Raw genomic sequence first — 17,208 nt, 5'->3', positions numbered from 1 at the left:
AATGAAAAGGGGAGCACCATGGGCTTGGCTGCATTTTTTTCTTGAATCTTTTAATGAAACTTTGGAAAATCGCAAAAAACGAATTGACTCTTTCTTACTGATATGGTATGTTAATTCCAATCTAAGAAAAGGTGTGGTGTTTTATGTCGGGAGTAGGTATCAACTAATTTAGTTGAATAAGGTATTTAATCACTGATTTGTCAGTGGATTACGTATGCCTTTTTTCACAGTGCAATTTTGCATTGTGAATACCTACCTTAAGACTGCTTCCTTTTCCATAATTCGTGTAACATGCAGGTGTTACGGCGAAAAGCATGGTGGGATTTGTCCTATCATGCTTTTTTGTGTACGCAGGTCTATTCGAGCTGCCCTATTTGTTATCGATTTCAGGTACTTATCCATGGATAAGGCCGATGCCCGCAGGAGCTTTCTACTCAAATGGCTTGTTCATTTGTAAAGGTAGGGGGACCATTGCGGGCATTTTTTGGATTCGGGAATTTTTTAATCACTCACTCATTCAAGGAGGATCATTAGATGAATACAATGACTTATGAAAAATTACAATATATCCAACTCAAGGAAATGGTTAAAAACCATTGCGTAAGCGGTTTAGGAAAAGCGTTATTGGATCGGCTTAAGCCGAGCGGCACCTTGAAAGTCGTTAAAAGTCGTTTGAACGAGACCACGGAGGCAAGGAACTTACTGAATGCGGAAAGCCATATTCCCTTAAAAGGCATTTCACATATTGGCCTCCATATCGACAAACTGGAAAAAGGAATGATTTTGGAGCCGTCAGAGTTAGTGGCGATAGCAGACTTCTTAAGAGGCTGCAGGAATATCAAGAAATTCATGACCGATAAAGAGTTCTTTGCACCGACACTGCATTCCTACGCCCGCTCCATGACTGAATTCCGGAGCATTGAAGAAGAAATCCAATTCACCATAAAGGGAAATGCTGTCGTTTCCGAAGCAAGCAAGGACCTGAAACGGATCAGGAACCAAATCATCAAGACAGAAAGTAAAATAGAGGACCGGCTGAATAAGTTCTTGAAGAGCGGAGCCAATAAAGAGTTCATTCAGGAATTTTTCATCAGTAAAAAGGATGATCGCTACACCATCCCGATTAAAGCCTCCTATAAAAATCAAGTGGCCGGAACGATCGTGGAAGTATCGGCAAAAGGGGCTACCGTGTTCATTGAACCTGCCTCTGTTACGAAATTGAATGCAGAATTGGCAAGCTTAAAGGCGGAGGAATCGATGGAAGAGTATCAACTTTTGGCCACATTATCCGGAACGGTTTTCGAACAACTGAAACCGATCAAGATAAACATCGAGTTGATCAGTCAATATGACATGATCTTCGCAAAAGCCAAGTTCAGTAAAAGCATGGACGCCATCGAACCGAAAATCAATGATCACGGTTATATTAAATTAACGGGCTGTAAGCATCCACTATTGCCGGAAGACAGCGTACCTTTGGATTTTGAAATCGGTAAGGACTATCGCAGCTTGATTATTACAGGCCCAAATGCCGGGGGTAAAACTGTCGTACTGAAAACGATCGGCATCCTTACATTGGCTGTCATGTCAGGACTGCATGTTGCCGGGAAAGAGGGAACGGAGCTTGCCGTCTTTGACCAGGTATTCGTCGATATCGGTGATAATCAAAGCATGGAAAATGCACTGAGCACGTTTTCATCGCATATGAAAAACATCTCGGAAATCATGGGGGCAATAACCAATAACTCCTTGCTGCTGTTCGATGAAATCGGGAGCGGAACGGAACCGAATGAAGGAGCCGCATTAGCGATTAGCATCCTTGAGGAATTTTATCAAAGGGGGTGCATAACCGTTGCGACGACCCATTATGGTGAAATCAAGCGCTACTCGGAAATACACAGTGATTTCATGAATGCCGCCATGCAATTCAACAGCGAAACACTTGAGCCAAAATACAAGCTGTTGATAGGTCAATCCGGGGAAAGCAATGCCCTTTGGATAGCCAAAAAAATGAATGTCCGTGAAAAGGTTCTGCAAAAGGCAAAGCTCTATATCGAAAATAAAGACTACGACTTGGAGCGTGTCCAGGAAAGTAAAATCAAAAAAGCGAAGCCAGCGGCCGTTCCTAAAGAATCATCTTATGAATATGAAGTCGGCGACAAAGTGAAGGTAAGCGAACTGAATGGGCACGCGATCGTTTATAAGAAAAAGGACTCCTTCAATAATGTCGTCGTACTTTTCGAAGATACCTTCAAGGAGGTTCATGCCAATAAGCTCGAGCTTGATATAAAGGCCGTCGATTTATATCCTGAAGGCTATGATCTCGATTCTTTATTTGTCAGCTACAAAGAAAGGAAATTGAACCATGACTTAGAGCGGGGATCGAAAAAAGCGCTAAAGAACGTTGCAGCGGATATCCGGAAGAAGCTTGGTGAATAAAAAAATCCTGATGACTTATGAAATTGTAATATAGCGGTTGTGAAAACCGTGTTCCACCAAAAAAGTTAGACATCGGCAGGGTATGAGTTCTGTTTTAACAGGGCTCATATTTTTTTGGCTTACATTCTCGTGTGGATATACCCTTTCTAAAAAGGAATACATAATATGAGCGTACTGTTGTTTAAAAAATGTAGGTTTAGAATTATAACAAGAAAAGATTTCGGCAGTATGATCATCGTTAGGTGAGGTAAAGAAGTTTGCGGTTTTTTGCTGCTTGAGTTACAATCAATTACAGATATTAAAAGTCTATAATAGTTTTAATTATGAGGTGCATCAATGAAGTATTCAAAGGCAACCAATTATGCACTGCATACAATGGTGCATTTAACGATGGAACCAAAAGGTCATACGGTAAGCGTGGACCAGCTGGCGTGTTTGCAGGATTTGTCTCCGACGTACTTGTCGAAGATTTTGACGAAGCTTGTGAAGGCAGGATTAATTGAATCAGTGCCAGGGGCAAAAGGCGGCTACAGTATTTCACGCCGCGCGCAGGACATTTCGTTTCTGGATGTTATTGAAGCGGTGGAGGGTCAGTCGGTGCTTTTCAACTGTGTGTTTGACCATGAAGAAAGCGATTGTTTAATTGAGCGCGTGATGATCGAGGCGGAAGGCAACATGAAGAAAGAACTTGCTGGACGGACCATTCAGAGCATCGCGGAGCAGAGTAAGGAGATAAAAAAAGAAAAATAAATTTTTTTGCACAAATTAAGGATATTAAGGGTCTCTAATAGGTTTTATAAAAAAGGAGTGTTGTATGTGTTGGATTGTGTAATTATTGGCGGAGGACCTGCAGGACTGAATGCCGCATTGGTCATGGGGCGTGCTGGACGGAAAACAATTTTGTTTGATGAGGATAAACCCCGTAACCGGGTGACGCAGGAGTCGCACGGATTTATCACACAGGATGGCGTAAAGCCGTCAGAGTTCAAGAAGCGGGCAAGAACGGATGTCCAGAAATATCCGTCCGTCTCCCTTAAGAAGGAGCGGGTGGAGATTATTGAAAAAGCCAGTGGTGTGTTCCGGATTCAAACGAAAGGCGGAACGGATTACATGGCGAAAAAAGTGCTTCTCGCAACAGGCCTTCGGGATGTCTTGCCGGAGATTCCAGGCATACAGAATGTATACGGAACGAGTGTTTTCAGCTGTCCTTTTTGTGACGGCTGGGAAATGCGCGGCAAAGCATTGGCGGTGATTGCAGAAAATGAACGGGCCTTTCATATGGGAAAACTGCTGTCAAACTGGAGCGGTGATGTAATGGTGTTTACAAATGGCTATCAGGTGCTTGATGAGGAGAAGGATATTTTGGCTAGACAGCAATTGACAGTCGTGGAAGAAAAGATTGAAGATCTTAAATCGAAAGGAGGGAAGCTGACATCGATCCGGCTGCAAAACGGACAGGAAATCAAAAGGGAGGCAGGTATTGTGGTGACAGACTTGGTGCAGTCCGCTCCTTTTGCGGAACAGCTCGGCTGCGAAATCACTGCGAACGGCGGGATTAAAGTGGATTCATTTGGACGAACAACGGTTGAAGGGGTATATGCATCCGGAGATACATCACTCAGCACGCCTTCTCAGCTAGTGATTGCGGCGGCGGAGGGCAATAAAGCGGCGGCTGGAGTCATCATGGATTTAGTTGAAGCTGCATTTCTTTTGGAGGCATAAAATCCTTTTTTAAAAGAAAGAGACCATTTGTAAAGGAGAAAGAAGTATGACGGAAATCTGGGAATCAAGTTTTATAGAAAATCAAATGATGTGGGGACTTGAACCTTCAGACTCTGCAATCTTGATAAAGGATTTTTTCCTTGAAAAGAAAGTTAAGGATCTATTGATTCCTGGTATTGGTTATGGCAGAAATGCCAAGATTTTTACGGACAACGGAATACATGTAACAGGTATCGAAATTTCAAAAACAGCGATTGAATTGGCAAGGCAAAATGAGCTTAATCTTAATATTTTTCATGGTTCAGTAACCGATATGCCTTTTGATAACAAACTTTATGATGGTATATTTTGTTATGCCATTATTCACTTATTGAATAATCGTGAGAGAGATAAGTTTATTAAAGATTGCTATAATCAGTTAAAGCCAAATGGATATATGATTTTCACCACTATTTCAAAAGAGGCCCCAATGTTCGGTAAGGGCAAACAACTGGGTAAAGACTATTTCGAGATAATGGAAGGGATAAAAATGTTTTTTTATGATTCCGACTCGATTAAACAAGAATTTGGGAATTATGGACTGATAGAGTTTTCAGAAATTATTGAGCCCCATAAGAATATGGAAAATAAACCTCCATTTAAATTTATAATGGTAAAATGTCAAAAGGACTAGAATGGCTATCCACAAAAAGGGCATGTTTTGATCAATCATTTTTTCAACACATGCTCTTTTCTATTTGCTCTCGTCCGCCGACAAATTGAAGGCTGAGCTTGAATAAAGGGCCGCCGATTAAGCTTGGTGAATAGTACGATCATCAAAATGCAAAAAAGCCTCTCTAAAAGGTTTCAGTTATTAGATCTAAATTTAGTAAAGTTGATTGGAGCGGGTGTGCGAGACTCCTGCGGGAAGAGCGAGTCCAAGGGAGACCCCACAGGCGCAAGTGCGCCGAGGGCGGACCGCCCGCGGAAAGCGAGTGCCCTACGTTCAAATCAACGTCCAAATTTTTGCGTTGTATTGCCAAAAGTCCACTTTAATGAATTCTTTTCCTTCTTTCATTATACAGATTGATCAATTCTGCATTTTGCTCATTCATCTTTTTCACATTCTTATTAATCGTTGCCAATTCCCAAAGTACAGCCAATCCAAAGATTAGCATAAGCGTTAGTAAATCCATTGTTGCCCTCCTATTGATGTTGTGTACCTTTAATTAAGTGTTTCTTCTCACTTGGATTCATTTTCTCAACCCGGAAAGGCAAGTTTTTTCTTTGAAAATAATTGTTTTGAATCAAAGCATATATAACTAAAAAAGTTCCGAGTAATTCGTAGGATGATAGTGATCCTCCTTGGATGAAAACGATGGCCAACGTGGTGATTGGAACTAAATTGATAAATAGGATTCCATTGATCGGCGTTAAAAGTTTAATGCCTAAATTCCAGCTTAAAAGGGCTATGGCACCAGGGAAAATAATCATGAAAATCATCTCGCCATAAATGGATTGCATAACCTCTGCCGTAGGGACGGACAGGCCCATTGCCGTTGCGAGGAAGGTTATGATGGCTGATACGGCTGTTCCTAAAATGCATGTTAAAGTCGAATAGCGAAGTGTTGACCATCCGTTAAATTGGTTGCCGCCCATCGTATAAATAACCCACCCTATAACCCCGATAAGAATGAAAACGATAGGGATGACATTATCTTTCAATAAAAATACGAATGATAAGCTGCCATTGGTAATGACAAGAATGGCCCCTATCAAGGCAAGGAACATGCTGGCGATTGTATACTTCATGGGTCTGGCACTTTTGAAAACCCACAGAATTAAAATTGAAATCATGGGCATTAATGATTCCATGATGGAAGCAACAATCACCCCGTTATGCCCCAGTAAATCTTGACCTGCGAAAATGAGAAAATTGTAGACAGTGAACGCCATCGTCCCAAAAAACAATAATTTCTTTCCTTGCCCTTCCAGGCTAAAAGACTTCTTACCCTCTTTCATTAAAAGCAATATCCCTAAAATGACGCTAACAGCTAAATATCGCAAAAAAGCGAAATAAAAAGGATCAATATACATTAAGGCCCTTTCTGCAACTGGAAACATCGCTCCCCAAGAAATGCTGGCAGTCAAACATAAAAGTGCACCGATTAAAACTTGATTTTTTTTCATAAAAGCTTCCCCTCAAAAATAATGATTGATTTAATTCCTATACACACCTTATGATAAAGTCATTATCATGTAAAATGACTTAAAATGAATATAATCATCATTATTAATGATAGTTGAGAAAGGGGGGCACTTTTGTGGAAATGAGGGATTTGCAAATATTCCAGTGCGTCGCTAAATATGGCAGCGTAAGTAAGGCGGCTGTTGAGTTGAATTACGTCCAATCCAATGTAACGGCGAGGATTAAGCATTTAGAGCAGGAGTTACGGACGCCTTTATTCAATAGGCATAAACGTGGCATGTCACTAACTGCGGAGGCCAGAAAAATGCTGGAGTATGTAAACAAAATTTTGCTTGATGTAGAAGAACTCAAGCAAGTATTCCTGGATAGTGAAACACCTACAGGGATATTGAACATAGGTACAGTTGAAACGGTCAGCGATCTTCCCAAGATTCTAGCCTCCTATCATAAACAGTATCCAAATGTCGATTTATCCATAAAGGCGGGGTTAACGGAAGACTTAATCAAAGATGTCATTGAACACAGGCTGGATGGCGCTTTTGTTACAGGACCGATCAAACATCCGCTCATTCAGCCATACGATGTCTGTACAGAAAAACTTGTATTAGTTACAAGAAAGGAAACATTTAACCTTGAAGAAATCATAACAGAACCATTTTTAGTATTCAGTCAGGGGTGTGGCTATCGCTCCAAACTGGAACAATGGCTGAGGGAAGAAGAGGTGATGCCCAAAAGGATCATGGAGTTCAATGTATTGGAAACGATCCTAACCAGCGTAACACTCGGCCTTGGCATTACCCTCGTACCACAATCGGCGGTAAATCACCTAACAGCCAATGAAAAAGTCCACGTGCATCCAATTCCGGAAGAATACCGCAATATCTCGACAGTCTTCATTCACCGTAAAGATGCTTATATGACAAACTCCATGAAAAGCTTTCTGCACACGATTGAAGCTCATCATGAAGACCGGATCAAGCAAAATCCAGAAACAGCTCCTGAGGTGATATGAAGGGTGAGTAGCAAATCGCTTTGCGATAGAATGATAGAGGATCGTTGAAACCGATTATTTTAGGCTGCGAAACTATTCAAAAAAAGTAAAACATAAAAAACATGGCGAAACTGGGACAGTGATATAGTATGGTATGGCATTTATTATTGCTTCGGTTCCTTATGCTTGTCGTTTATTAATCATGTTACTTCTAGAAAGTATTTTGGGAATTATTTAGACAAAAAGCCGACGATTTCGTTGGCTTTTTGTCTGTAGGATCCTTTCAATTATCCATACATTCAAGTAACCTTCTTAAACTAAACTGGTAGTTTAGTTTAAGAAAAATTGTATTACTTTTCTTCGATTGGGAAAAAATATAAATAATAACAAGAAGGAGGGAACAGAGATGGAAGTAAATATGAGTGTTGAAGAAGTCGTGAATCAAATTTCCGACTTAGTAGAAAAAGAAGGGAAGCTACCTCGAAAGAAAGAGGTAAAGAAGTCAGATCCGGAGTTAATGAAGAATGCATTGTATTATTTTCCTAATTGGGATACTGCAGTAGAACATAGCATTGGATCTTAACCAAAACATATATTTTTCAATTAGTACATATAAGGCAAGGAAAGTTATGAAGGCCGCCAATTGGCGGCCTTTTGAACGTGCGATTCTTTACATTATCATACATTCAAGCACTCCTACTCAAACTATCTATTGAATAGTTTAGTTAAATAAAGATATAGACGCATCAAAGTGAATCAATCTCATATTTTCTTTTTCGGAACGAGTGGAGTATCGATCTTTTTTAGTCGATAAAGTCTGATATTTCAATGAAGCGAAGTGTAACTTTTTTCCATATGGGACCGTATAATAATTTGTTAAAACACAAGAAAAGAGGGTTCCAATGAAAAAGATATTGTTGATTTTGGCAGCCGTTTTTTTGGTAACAGGACTTAGTGCTTGTAAAGGAGTCCAGGAGGGAAATGAGGAATCTCCGCCAATCTCAGAAAAGCCAAATGATAATCCTAAGCAAACCGACGGGCAAGATGAAGATCCTCCAGGTGAATCGGTTGAAGATCCGACAAAAGGTCTGCCAAATACGAAAACGGATACGATCATATTGGAAGGTATGGAAGAACCATTCCATTTCACGCTTCATCATAGTCAGGCATTGGGATTCTCAACCTACATCGTGGATGATATGGTCGTTGAAGAGGCTAGTTCTGGTGAAGGAGATGCAATGATTGTTTTTGCAAATTTTGCAGGCAAGAGAAATGAGGATGCCAAAGTTCAGATTTTTTCCAAAAGTGAGGGTACGAATGCGACAATAGAAGAAAAGAAGGAGTTTGCGAGGGAAGCTATGATAAGCAACGGCTTTGAGATAAAACAGCCATCTGATAATTCGCCTAACCGATTTGATTGGTCTGAGGTCGAATTTGACATTAGTCAGAATGGCAGTAATTATTCTATATTGGGTACAGTGTCCGTTTTTCAACATGGCGACCGTGTTTACTATGCGATCGTTCAATTTCCGGAAGATTATGAAGAAGGCTTCATACCGCGGGTTGTAAAAATGTTTGACGATATTGTATGGTATGAAGCAACTTGATCAATGAGTATCCGAAATTGGGTACACCATTTTAACAGAGAGTGGTAATATATTTGTCCGGTAAGGAATCCTGTTGAACGGTAGGAAGCTAGTTTGTCTACAGTCTGAGCAGCTCTTTTGCTGCTCTTTTTTGTATGATAGGATTGTCTGCTTTATTCGATCTAGAAGGATAAATGATTGGGTTAGAGAATAATTAGTGATAGGTTTTCGAAAAACGAAATTGATAGAAAATAGGTGAAGCAAGTGGAGTTGGATACATTATATAAGACATATCGACCTTTTCTTTTTTCCATCGCATACCGGATGCTCGGATCGGTTACCGATGCAGAAGATATCGTTCATGATTTATTCCTGCAGCTTAAGCTTGATACCGACGAAATTAAGGACATGAAAGCATATCTTGCGAAAATGACGACAAATCGCTGTCTGAATTTTTTAAAGTCAGCCCGTAAGAGAAGAGAGGTTTACACAGGTCCTTGGCTGCCAGAACCTCGGGTAAACGAAACAGATCAGCCTCTAGATAAGGTCGTAACGGATGAAACGGTTGCATATGCCTTCCTCGTTTTGCTGGAACAGCTTTCACCTGTTGAAAGAGCGGTTTTCGTGCTTAGGGAAGCATTCACTTACAGCTATGAAGATATCGCCGAAATGCTGGAAAAGAATGAAGTGAACTGCAGAAAGATCTACAGCCGGGCTAAGCGGAAATTACAGAATGATAGGCCAGTCCATCCGGAGGATACGAAACATGTCGATCTTTTGGCAAAAAAATTCATAAAAGCATCTGCGACAGGAAACTTTGAGGAGTTTTTGGATCTTCTTACAGAAGATGTTGTCCTTGTTACTGACGGCGGAGGTAAAGTGCTTTCTGCTTTAAACCCAATAGTAACCAGACAGCGCGTATCCGCCTTTCTTAAAGGCGTTTCCGCTAAAGGAGGCTTCATAGGAGAACTTCTTCCGGTGATGGTCAATGGCCAGGAGGGAATTTTGCAAATGAAAGAAGGAAAGCCTATCAAAGTCATCTGCTTTGAATTAGATCCAAAACAAAAAAATATCCGCAAAATCTTCATTGTCACCAATCCCGATAAATTAAATCATATTCCTGTGATAGATTGAGGGGTCTTTTTTTGAATGTCACAAAACAAACCTCTATATTGTCTTATAAGTGGAACCTAAAAAGATAATGGAGGAGATAGACATGGAACAACGGATTAACTACATGAAGACAAATCGTGAAGTGGTCAAATTAATGATGGGTTTGGAGGAGTACAAGAAAACAACGGAAATCGATAGCGCATTAATCGAATTGATAAAAATTCGCGCTTCCCAAATCAATGGCTGTGCGTACTGCTTGGATATGCATACAAAGGATGCCCGGGCAATGGGTGAAACGGAACAAAGAATTTACTGTTTGAGTGCTTGGCGTGAAACACCATTCTATTCTGATTCGGAAAGGGCAGCGCTGGAATTGACGGAAGCGGTCACGGCCATTTCCGCAAACGGTGTACCCGATGAACTATATGAGAGGGTCCGCCTGCATTTTGATGAAAAACAATATATCGATCTCGTTACCATAATCATCACGATCAATGGCTGGAACCGATTGGCCATTTCAGCCCAAAACATACCAGGGCACTATAAGCCTGTAATGGAAAAATAATGTCGTTATCAAAACCCCTTGTATGATTACAAGGGGTTTTGATTGTAAAAACGTGGCTTTTAAATTATTTTTCTTTTTTATAAAAGCGTTCACCCGTATCAGGATTATAATACACCCTTGTTTTTTCTCCTGTCACGGGGTCTATATTTATTTCATCTGTCGATTGAAATCCATCTGGAACTTTTACACCGTGATTGCGTTTAAACCGTTTATCATAGATAAAGTATCCAAGTAAAATGCATAAGATAACTATAATAATTTGTAATATATAGTACCCTATGATGAATTTCATTATATTTTCTCCACAATGACGGCGGTTCCATATGCAACGATTTCGCTCATATTCGTACCGATTTCCCCAGAATCATATCTCATCATTATAATTGCGTTTGCACCCATTTCATTGGCATTTTTTATCATACGGTCCATAGCTTCTTTTCTTGAATCTTCAAGCATCGCTGTATATTGCTTGATCTCTCCGCCTACCAGGGACTTTAACCCTGCCATGATATCGCCGCCAATCCCTCTGCTTCTTACAATTAGACCGAAGGCAGGCCCTTTTACCTCTACAATTTTGTATCCTTCAATTTTTTCTGTGGTAACTACCAACACATTAATCGCCTCCGACTTATTTACTTTATTAATGAAGTTTTCCTGAACAGAAAGCATAAACAAATGAGCTTAAACATTATATGTAGTTCCTTTTTTATCAAGCGCAATAATCATTCCTTTAAATTTTAACATAATATAAGCTTTACCCCTCTTAACAATGGGTAACATATTTCGGGTAAGCATAAAAAATCCCATTTCGCAGAAAATAAATGGGATTAAATTCATCAGTGTTTTTACTGCTGTTTTTTGATTGTTATATATGTGTAAATTTATGATGCTCATTGCATACCTTCAAAAGAATTTCGCTTTTTATTTCTAAAAGTACTTTAAATTGAGGTTTTCCATCTTCACTTCATGAAGAATTTCATGCAATTTATTTTCATAATGCAAGCTGATTAATTGTGATCTGGAGGCTACGTCTAATTCTTCAAACAGTTTATTTATATGGTTACGAACTGTAGAAACGCTAATATGCAGATTATCAGCTATTTCTTTATCTTTGAGACCTTGCGTTATATTCTGGATGATTCTCAAATCAACATTATGCGGTTCCCTGGTGAATAAAGACGATCTATCTGTTTTTATTATTTCTTCAATTAATAATTTCTCACGGTAGACATGTAACTCGTAGGAGATTTGATTAGCGAGCATTTCAGAAATCATTTTGAAATTTTCACTATCATCCGTTGTGAATATACCTACATAGCCATGCAATTCCTTATTTTTAATTTCATGGAAGGGGGAAGATATAACACTAAAATCCTTTCCGGAAATTTGATTTTGCTCGAGAAAGGCAAAATTAGCTCAGGAGAATTTCTTATATTGGTCATCATATTTACGATAGGAGGTCCGATACTTAATGTACCTGCGCTACTTGTCAATTTGGAAAGCAGGATGCCTGGATTTCCTATATAATAACTACTCTCGTCAGTTGTCCGATTCCTTGAAAAACGACTCGGATAAAATGATTTCTTTCTAAGCCTTGATATTTATAGGCTTTTTTTAGATTGAATCATATTCTAGCTTTTTTCCGTTATGGTCCCTCATTTTTTCCATGTTCTTGAAATCGTAAAAACAAAATTCGACAAGGATTTCATGGCTGGTGTAAGATGAATGAAAAAGCCAGAAAAGGGATGAATGCTTTGGTTGATTTATTACCGTCGCTGTTTGAAAAAGTGGGGATCATCGTGATTGCTGCCTTCCTGCTTTCTTATATGAAACCCTTTCGGCAAATGATAGGCCATGAACATGAAATGTCGAAGAAAATCATGTTTATCGCACTTTTTGGAACATTCGGGATCATAAGTAACTATACAGGAATCGAAATCGGAACTCATGCCATGCCGGAGGGTGATTGGCATGCTGAGATTGCTCCCGATAACGCGATTGCCAACACAAGAATTATGGGCGTGGCTATCGGCGGTCTGCTGGGAGGACCTTTTGTTGGGTTGGGAGTAGGTTTGATTGCGGGGCTTCACCGTTATCTTCTCGGAGGCTTTACGGCGGGGGCTTGTGCGATCGCTGCAATTTTGGCTGGGATTTTATCGGGTCTTTTGGGGAAAAGGCGGCGAAAGCACGGGACGATCACCCCTTGGTTTGCCTTGCCCATTTGCATGGCATTGGAAGCGATCCAAATGGGCATCATCCTGGTGACGGCCAAACCCTTTGAAAGGGCGTGGGAGCTCGTACAAGTAATCGGGATTCCCATGATCATCATCAATGGATTCGGGACTTTACTTTTCATGCTCATCATTCAGTCGATCACAAGGGACGAAGACCGGACTCGGGCCGTACAAACCAATCTTGCGTTCCTGATTGCGGATCAGACTTTGCCCTTTTTCCGGCAAGGCCTGAATCAAACTTCATGCAAGAGAATAGCCCAAATCATCTTGGGGCTGACTGAAGCCGATGCCGTGGCCATTACCAATGAACATAGCGTGCTTGCCCATGTTGGTGCTGCGTCAGATCACCATGTCCCTAAGGTGGGGATAGCGACAGGCTTAACTAAGCAAGCCCTTGAACAAGGGAAAATCATCGTGGCCAAAACAAAAAAGGACATTTATTGCTTTCATGACCAATGTCCATTGCAAGCGGCCGTAGTCCTGCCGTTGCAGGTCCAACAGAAAACGGTCGGGACTTTGAAGATGTATTTCAAGCATCCGGATAAATTAAGCCAAGTGGAACAAGAGTTAGCTGAAGGATTGGCCAAACTATTCTCCACTCAATTGGAACTGGCAAAAGCGGAAATGCAAACGAAATTATTGAAAGATGCTGAAATTAAGGCCTTGCAGGCACAGGTCCATCCTCATTTTTTATTTAATGCAATCAATACGATATCCGTTCTATGCCGGACGGATGTCGAGAAGGCAAGAAGTTTATTGCAGGAGCTCAGTGCCTTCTTTCGCTCTAATTTACAAGGGGCCCGACAAATACTGGTGCCGCTAGAAAAGGAATTAGAGCATGTTAACGCATATTTATCACTGGAGCAGGCTCGTTTTCCAGATAAATATCATATCGATTATCGCATTGAGCCAAGGCTTAAGGAAGTTCTCATCCCTCCATTCACATTGCAGCCACTTGTTGAGAATGCGGTACACCATGCATTTCCACATGTGAAAAACAAAGGTCAAATCATCATCCGCGCATACATTAAAGACGATGCGATGCACATTGTTGTGGAGGATGACGGAAAAGGGATTCCGGGCGGGAGAATAGATGAATTGGGCAAGCATGCTGTAGAATCGGCTAAGGGAACAGGAACGGCCCTTCATAATATCAGTGAACGGCTGGAAGGGATCTATAAAGGTCAGGCCAGCCTCTCGATCGAAAGTGAAGCGGGACACGGAACCAAAGTGAACATATCAATACCACTCAACGAGAAAGGAGTATGGCAACGATGATGAAGGCATTTATCGTAGAGGATGAACCACTGGCTAGAGATGAATTGAAATATCTATTGAAGAGAAGCAGGCAAGTTGAAGTCGTGGGTGAGGCCGAGGGGATAGAAGATGCCATGAGGGATATCTCTTGCCTTAAACCTGAGCTTGTCTTTTTGGACATTGAGCTTGCAGATGGCAATGGTTTGCAGTTGGCTAAGCAATTGGCAGAACTTGACCCCGCACCTTCGCTCATTTTTGCGACCGCTTATGATGAGTTTGCCCTCCAAGCCTTCGAGTTATATGCATTTGATTATTTATTGAAGCCCTTTAATGAAAAAAGGATACGTCAAACATTGGATAAGCTCATGAAGCAGCGTCAAATCGGGAAAGACGAATCCGGAACAGCAGCTCCCGCCAGCCGAATGGCGGTGGAACAGACTGGTAAATTGGCTGTAGAAATAGATGATCGGATCGTTTTGATCGACCGGGATCATATTTTGTTCATAGGTCTCGTGGAAGGAAAGACGGTCATTAAAACCGGGAAAAATGAATATAAAATCGGCGACCCTCTCATCGTGCTTGAAAAGAAGCTCGATAAGCACTCATTTTTACGGGTGCATCGCAGTTTTATCGTGAATGTCATCCATATATCCGAAATACAGCCTTGGTTCAACTCGACTTACAATCTCATAATGAGTGACGGATCAAACATCCCGGTAAGCCGGACGTATGTGAAGGAGCTAAAGCAGCTGATTGGTTTTTAAAAATTTTCATAATTCTGCATTTTAGCTTCATCATAATGCAGTCCATCCCTCGATATCTGCATTATAACTTGAAAACCCATTGAATTCGCTTTCATTGTGATATCATTTTTTTACGATGTAAGTAATAGAGGGGGTTCAAATATGAATGCGGTTACAATTGTCATAGGCTCCATTTGTATATTAATGATTGCCTACCGTTTATACGGGACATTCATAGCACTCAAAGTATTAAAACTTGATGATTCCAAGCCGACTCCGGCCCATAAATTAGAAGATGGAAAAGATTATGTTCCAACAAATAAATGGGTGGCATTCGGCCACCATTTTGCAGCCATTGCAGCGGCTGGTCCTTTGGTGGGACCCATCCTTGCTGCACAATTCGGGTATTTGCCAAGTTTATTATGGCTTCTGATCGGGGCTGTAATCGGCGGAGCCGTCCATGATGCCGTCGTGCTTTTCGCGTCGATGCGTAAAGACGGCAAATCCCTTTCGGAAGTTGCGAAAGAAGAACTTGGACCTGTAGCAGGCTTCTGTACAGGACTCGCGATGCTTTTTATCATCACGATCACGATGGCAGGACTTTCAATGGTCGTTCTGCATGCTCTGGAAAACAATCCATGGGGGACGTTCGCTGTCGGGATCACCATTCCGATCGCCATGGGTGTAGGGCTTTACCATAAAAAAACCGGCAACCTGAAAGGGGCGACCATCGTCGGGTTCGGGCTCATCATGGCCGCAATTTTACTTGGGCCGAACATTCAAGGAACGGCACTTGGCGACTTATTGACACTTGAGGCGAGCACACTTGCCATCATTTTGCCGATCTATGCTTTCTTCGCTGCCGCCTTGCCTGTTTGGCTGCTGCTGGCACCTCGTGATTACCTGAGCACATTTATGAAAATCGGTGTATTTGCCGCATTGATTATCGGCGTTTTCGTAGTGAATCCAGAAATCCAGTTTCCTGCGTTTACCGAATTCATTAATGGCGGGGGCCCGATTGTAGCCGGTCCCGTTTGGCCATTCATTTCAATCACCATCGCCTGTGGCGCGATTTCAGGATTCCATGCATTTGTCGGATCAGGCACAACTCCAAAAATGTTAAACCGTTGGAGTGATATCAAATCCGTTGGTTTCGGAGCGATGCTAGTGGAATGTGTCGTTGCCATCATGGCATTGATTGCTGCGGTTTCACTGCAGCCAGGAGATTATTTTGCGATTAACTCCACACCTGAAGTATTTCAAACATTAGGTATGGAAACCGTACACCTTGACGAACTCAGTGAAGAAATCGGCATTAATCTGGAGGGACGGACAGGCGGGGCAGTTACACTTGCTGTCGGCATGACCTATATTTTCACCGAAATACCCTTCTTTGACAAACTGGCTTCGTTTTTCTTCCAATTCGTCATCATGTTCGAGGCGGTGTTCATATTAACCGCAATCGATTCAGGGACACGTGTTGCCCGTTACTTAATCCAGGACTTCTTCGGAGAGTTCTATAAACCATTAAAACGAGTCGACTGGCTGCCGGGGAACATCTTCGCCAGCGCATTAGCCTGCTTTATCTGGGGATACCTGCTTTACTCTGGGGATATCGGTTCGATCTGGGCACTCTTTGGCGTATCCAACCAGCTCATGGCTTCGATTGGACTCATAATCGGTGCGACCGTCGTATTGAAAATCGCAGACAAACGCTGGTATATCTGGACATGCCTCGTACCCCTTGCCTACTTATATGTAACAGTCAATGTAGCAGGGTACTGGATGGTGAAAAACGTATACCTGAACCCGGACTCTGCAGGATTCAGCATCTTGAACGGAATATTATCGATCACCATGTTAATCCTAGGCTTGATCATCCTGGTTGCCGCCTTGAAAAAATGGCGGGAGCTTTGGAAAATCCCTCAAGCAGAACTATTGAAAAGATCAGCATAAGCATACAAAAATCCGGGCGGAAACTGCCCGGATTTTTGTACGTCATGACGCCTGCAATTAAAATTAAGACACCAAAACCTGAAAAAGGAAAGTATCAATAACCCCAACTTTGTTAATGATAGCAAATGAGGAGGTGTGATAAGATGGCAAAAGATGTTCTATGTGAAGTGAATAATTGTAAATATTGGGATTCTGGAAACAAATGCAGTGCAGATGCTATTTATGTTGTCAGCCATAAAGGGAAACAAGCATCAAATAGCAAGGAAACGGATTGCAAAACATTTGATCCAGAAATTTAAAACATCGGGGGTAACCATCAACTGGTTACCCTTCTTTTATTTTATTATTGATAATAAAAATCATTTTCATTCAAGAATATAGAAATTCATTTTATTTTCTTCATGAAAAGGATAT

At 41.3% G+C, this 17,208-nt stretch carries 19 protein-coding genes; 13 read left to right on the top strand and 6 right to left on the bottom strand.

The features are described from left to right. The first annotated feature begins 534 nt into the window (after positions 1–534). The 4 genes from NYE65_RS07485 to NYE65_RS07470 all read left to right on the top strand — a co-directional run bounded on the left by NYE65_RS07485 (position 535) and on the right by NYE65_RS07470 (position 4,834). Positions 535–2,439, top strand: coding sequence for an endonuclease MutS2 (locus NYE65_RS07485; RefSeq protein WP_340860280.1), 1,905 nt, complete (start codon positions 535–537; stop codon positions 2,437–2,439). Positions 2,440–2,775: 336 nt separating this feature from the next. Further along, positions 2,776–3,189, top strand: coding sequence for an RrF2 family transcriptional regulator (locus NYE65_RS07480; protein ID WP_268589933.1), 414 nt, complete (start codon positions 2,776–2,778; stop codon positions 3,187–3,189). Between the two features lie 66 nt (positions 3,190–3,255). After that, the gene (locus NYE65_RS07475) at positions 3,256–4,161 is read left to right on the top strand and encodes an NAD(P)/FAD-dependent oxidoreductase (RefSeq protein WP_340860279.1); all 906 of its coding nucleotides are present in this window, start codon (positions 3,256–3,258) and stop codon (positions 4,159–4,161) included. A gap of 46 nt (positions 4,162–4,207) precedes the next feature. Further along, on the top strand, positions 4,208–4,834 hold the full coding sequence (locus tag NYE65_RS07470; protein WP_340860278.1) for a class I SAM-dependent methyltransferase: 627 nt from the start codon (positions 4,208–4,210) through the stop codon (positions 4,832–4,834). Positions 4,835–5,192: 358 nt separating this feature from the next. On the opposite strand, the gene NYE65_RS07465 is transcribed toward NYE65_RS07470, so the two are convergent. Both NYE65_RS07465 and NYE65_RS07460 read right to left on the bottom strand, forming a co-directional pair. Next, positions 5,193–5,336 carry a YrzO family protein gene (locus NYE65_RS07465; protein WP_268589939.1) on the bottom strand — a complete coding sequence of 48 codons (144 nt, stop codon included), beginning with the start codon at positions 5,334–5,336 and terminating at the stop codon, positions 5,193–5,195. 10 nt (positions 5,337–5,346) lie between these two features. Next, positions 5,347–6,330 (bottom strand): DMT family transporter, encoded by a 984-nt coding sequence (locus NYE65_RS07460; protein WP_340860275.1) that lies wholly within the window; start codon positions 6,328–6,330, stop codon positions 5,347–5,349. A 134-nt stretch (positions 6,331–6,464) separates the two neighbouring features. Here NYE65_RS07460 and NYE65_RS07455 point away from each other — a divergent pair, with 134 nt between their 5' ends. The 5 genes from NYE65_RS07455 to NYE65_RS07435 all read left to right on the top strand — a co-directional run bounded on the left by NYE65_RS07455 (position 6,465) and on the right by NYE65_RS07435 (position 10,604). After that, complete coding sequence (locus tag NYE65_RS07455) at positions 6,465–7,361, top strand: LysR family transcriptional regulator (protein WP_340860274.1); 897 nt, start codon at positions 6,465–6,467, stop codon at positions 7,359–7,361. Positions 7,362–7,746: 385 nt separating this feature from the next. Continuing rightward, positions 7,747–7,923, top strand: coding sequence for a hypothetical protein (locus NYE65_RS07450; RefSeq protein WP_164468801.1), 177 nt, complete (start codon positions 7,747–7,749; stop codon positions 7,921–7,923). Between the two features lie 319 nt (positions 7,924–8,242). Then, positions 8,243–8,947: an LptM family lipoprotein gene (locus tag NYE65_RS07445; RefSeq protein WP_340860272.1), complete on the top strand. Its 705-nt coding sequence runs from the start codon at positions 8,243–8,245 to the stop codon at positions 8,945–8,947. Positions 8,948–9,190: 243 nt separating this feature from the next. After that, positions 9,191–10,060: an RNA polymerase sigma-70 factor gene (locus NYE65_RS07440; RefSeq protein WP_252267662.1), complete on the top strand. Its 870-nt coding sequence runs from the start codon at positions 9,191–9,193 to the stop codon at positions 10,058–10,060. Positions 10,061–10,142: 82 nt separating this feature from the next. After that, positions 10,143–10,604, top strand: a complete 462-nt coding sequence (locus tag NYE65_RS07435; protein WP_054399644.1) for a carboxymuconolactone decarboxylase family protein — start codon at positions 10,143–10,145, stop codon at positions 10,602–10,604. A gap of 64 nt (positions 10,605–10,668) precedes the next feature. On the opposite strand, the gene NYE65_RS07430 is transcribed toward NYE65_RS07435, so the two are convergent. The 4 genes from NYE65_RS07430 to NYE65_RS27190 all read right to left on the bottom strand — a co-directional run bounded on the left by NYE65_RS07430 (position 10,669) and on the right by NYE65_RS27190 (position 11,867). Next, positions 10,669–10,896 (bottom strand): hypothetical protein, encoded by a 228-nt coding sequence (locus NYE65_RS07430; protein WP_034304201.1) that lies wholly within the window; start codon positions 10,894–10,896, stop codon positions 10,669–10,671. Further along, positions 10,896–11,216, bottom strand: a complete 321-nt coding sequence (locus tag NYE65_RS07425) for a YbjQ family protein (RefSeq protein ID WP_034304199.1) — start codon at positions 11,214–11,216, stop codon at positions 10,896–10,898. Before NYE65_RS07425 ends, NYE65_RS07430 begins: the two co-directional genes overlap by 1 nt. Positions 11,217–11,285: 69 nt before the next feature. After that, a complete protein-coding gene (locus NYE65_RS07420) occupies positions 11,286–11,498 on the bottom strand; it encodes a hypothetical protein (RefSeq protein ID WP_340860266.1) in 213 nt (70 codons plus the stop codon). 33 nt (positions 11,499–11,531) lie between these two features. Next, positions 11,532–11,867: a response regulator transcription factor gene (locus tag NYE65_RS27190; RefSeq protein ID WP_445670444.1), complete on the bottom strand. Its 336-nt coding sequence runs from the start codon at positions 11,865–11,867 to the stop codon at positions 11,532–11,534. 491 nt (positions 11,868–12,358) lie between these two features. Between NYE65_RS27190 and NYE65_RS07415 the strand changes: the two genes are divergently transcribed. The 4 genes from NYE65_RS07415 to NYE65_RS07400 all read left to right on the top strand — a co-directional run bounded on the left by NYE65_RS07415 (position 12,359) and on the right by NYE65_RS07400 (position 17,093). After that, on the top strand, positions 12,359–14,116 hold the full coding sequence (locus tag NYE65_RS07415) for a sensor histidine kinase (protein WP_340862103.1): 1,758 nt from the start codon (positions 12,359–12,361) through the stop codon (positions 14,114–14,116). After that, positions 14,113–14,859, top strand: a complete 747-nt coding sequence (locus NYE65_RS07410) for a LytR/AlgR family response regulator transcription factor (protein ID WP_340860264.1) — start codon at positions 14,113–14,115, stop codon at positions 14,857–14,859. The genes NYE65_RS07415 and NYE65_RS07410 overlap by 4 nt, the downstream gene beginning before the upstream one ends. Positions 14,860–15,000: 141 nt before the next feature. Beyond that, entirely contained in the window at positions 15,001–16,794 is a 1,794-nt protein-coding gene (gene cstA, locus NYE65_RS07405; RefSeq protein WP_063575196.1) for a carbon starvation protein CstA, read from the top strand. Between the two features lie 143 nt (positions 16,795–16,937). Next, on the top strand, positions 16,938–17,093 hold the full coding sequence (locus tag NYE65_RS07400) for a DUF1540 domain-containing protein (protein ID WP_065421101.1): 156 nt from the start codon (positions 16,938–16,940) through the stop codon (positions 17,091–17,093). The last annotated feature ends 115 nt before the right edge of the window (positions 17,094–17,208 follow it).

Origin of the sequence: Peribacillus sp. FSL R5-0717 (genome assembly GCF_038002945.1) — a bacterium.
GTDB lineage: Bacteria > Bacillota > Bacilli > Bacillales > DSM-1321 > Peribacillus > Peribacillus frigoritolerans.
This window is presented reverse-complemented; position numbering and strand designations above follow the sequence as displayed.

Excerpts from the sequence above, each read along its gene's own strand:
- NYE65_RS07465 (WP_268589939.1), bottom strand. The coding sequence starts at position 5,336 with ATGGATTTACTAACGCTTATGCTAATCTTTGGATTGGCTGTACTTTGG.
- NYE65_RS07445 (WP_340860272.1), top strand. The coding sequence starts at position 8,243 with ATGAAAAAGATATTGTTGATTTTGGCAGCCGTTTTTTTGGTAACAGGA.
- NYE65_RS07470 (WP_340860278.1), top strand. The coding sequence starts at position 4,208 with ATGACGGAAATCTGGGAATCAAGTTTTATAGAAAATCAAATGATGTGG.
- NYE65_RS07435 (WP_054399644.1), top strand. The coding sequence starts at position 10,143 with ATGGAACAACGGATTAACTACATGAAGACAAATCGTGAAGTGGTCAAA.
- NYE65_RS07400 (WP_065421101.1), top strand. The coding sequence starts at position 16,938 with ATGGCAAAAGATGTTCTATGTGAAGTGAATAATTGTAAATATTGGGAT.
- cstA (WP_063575196.1), top strand. The coding sequence starts at position 15,001 with ATGAATGCGGTTACAATTGTCATAGGCTCCATTTGTATATTAATGATT.
- NYE65_RS07480 (WP_268589933.1), top strand. The coding sequence starts at position 2,776 with ATGAAGTATTCAAAGGCAACCAATTATGCACTGCATACAATGGTGCAT.
- NYE65_RS07430 (WP_034304201.1), bottom strand. The coding sequence starts at position 10,896 with ATGAAATTCATCATAGGGTACTATATATTACAAATTATTATAGTTATC.
- NYE65_RS07450 (WP_164468801.1), top strand. The coding sequence starts at position 7,747 with ATGGAAGTAAATATGAGTGTTGAAGAAGTCGTGAATCAAATTTCCGAC.
- NYE65_RS27190 (WP_445670444.1), bottom strand. The coding sequence starts at position 11,867 with ATGCTCGCTAATCAAATCTCCTACGAGTTACATGTCTACCGTGAGAAA.
- NYE65_RS07410 (WP_340860264.1), top strand. The coding sequence starts at position 14,113 with ATGATGAAGGCATTTATCGTAGAGGATGAACCACTGGCTAGAGATGAA.
- NYE65_RS07420 (WP_340860266.1), bottom strand. The coding sequence starts at position 11,498 with ATGAGCATCATAAATTTACACATATATAACAATCAAAAAACAGCAGTA.
- NYE65_RS07460 (WP_340860275.1), bottom strand. The coding sequence starts at position 6,330 with ATGAAAAAAAATCAAGTTTTAATCGGTGCACTTTTATGTTTGACTGCC.
- NYE65_RS07485 (WP_340860280.1), top strand. The coding sequence starts at position 535 with ATGAATACAATGACTTATGAAAAATTACAATATATCCAACTCAAGGAA.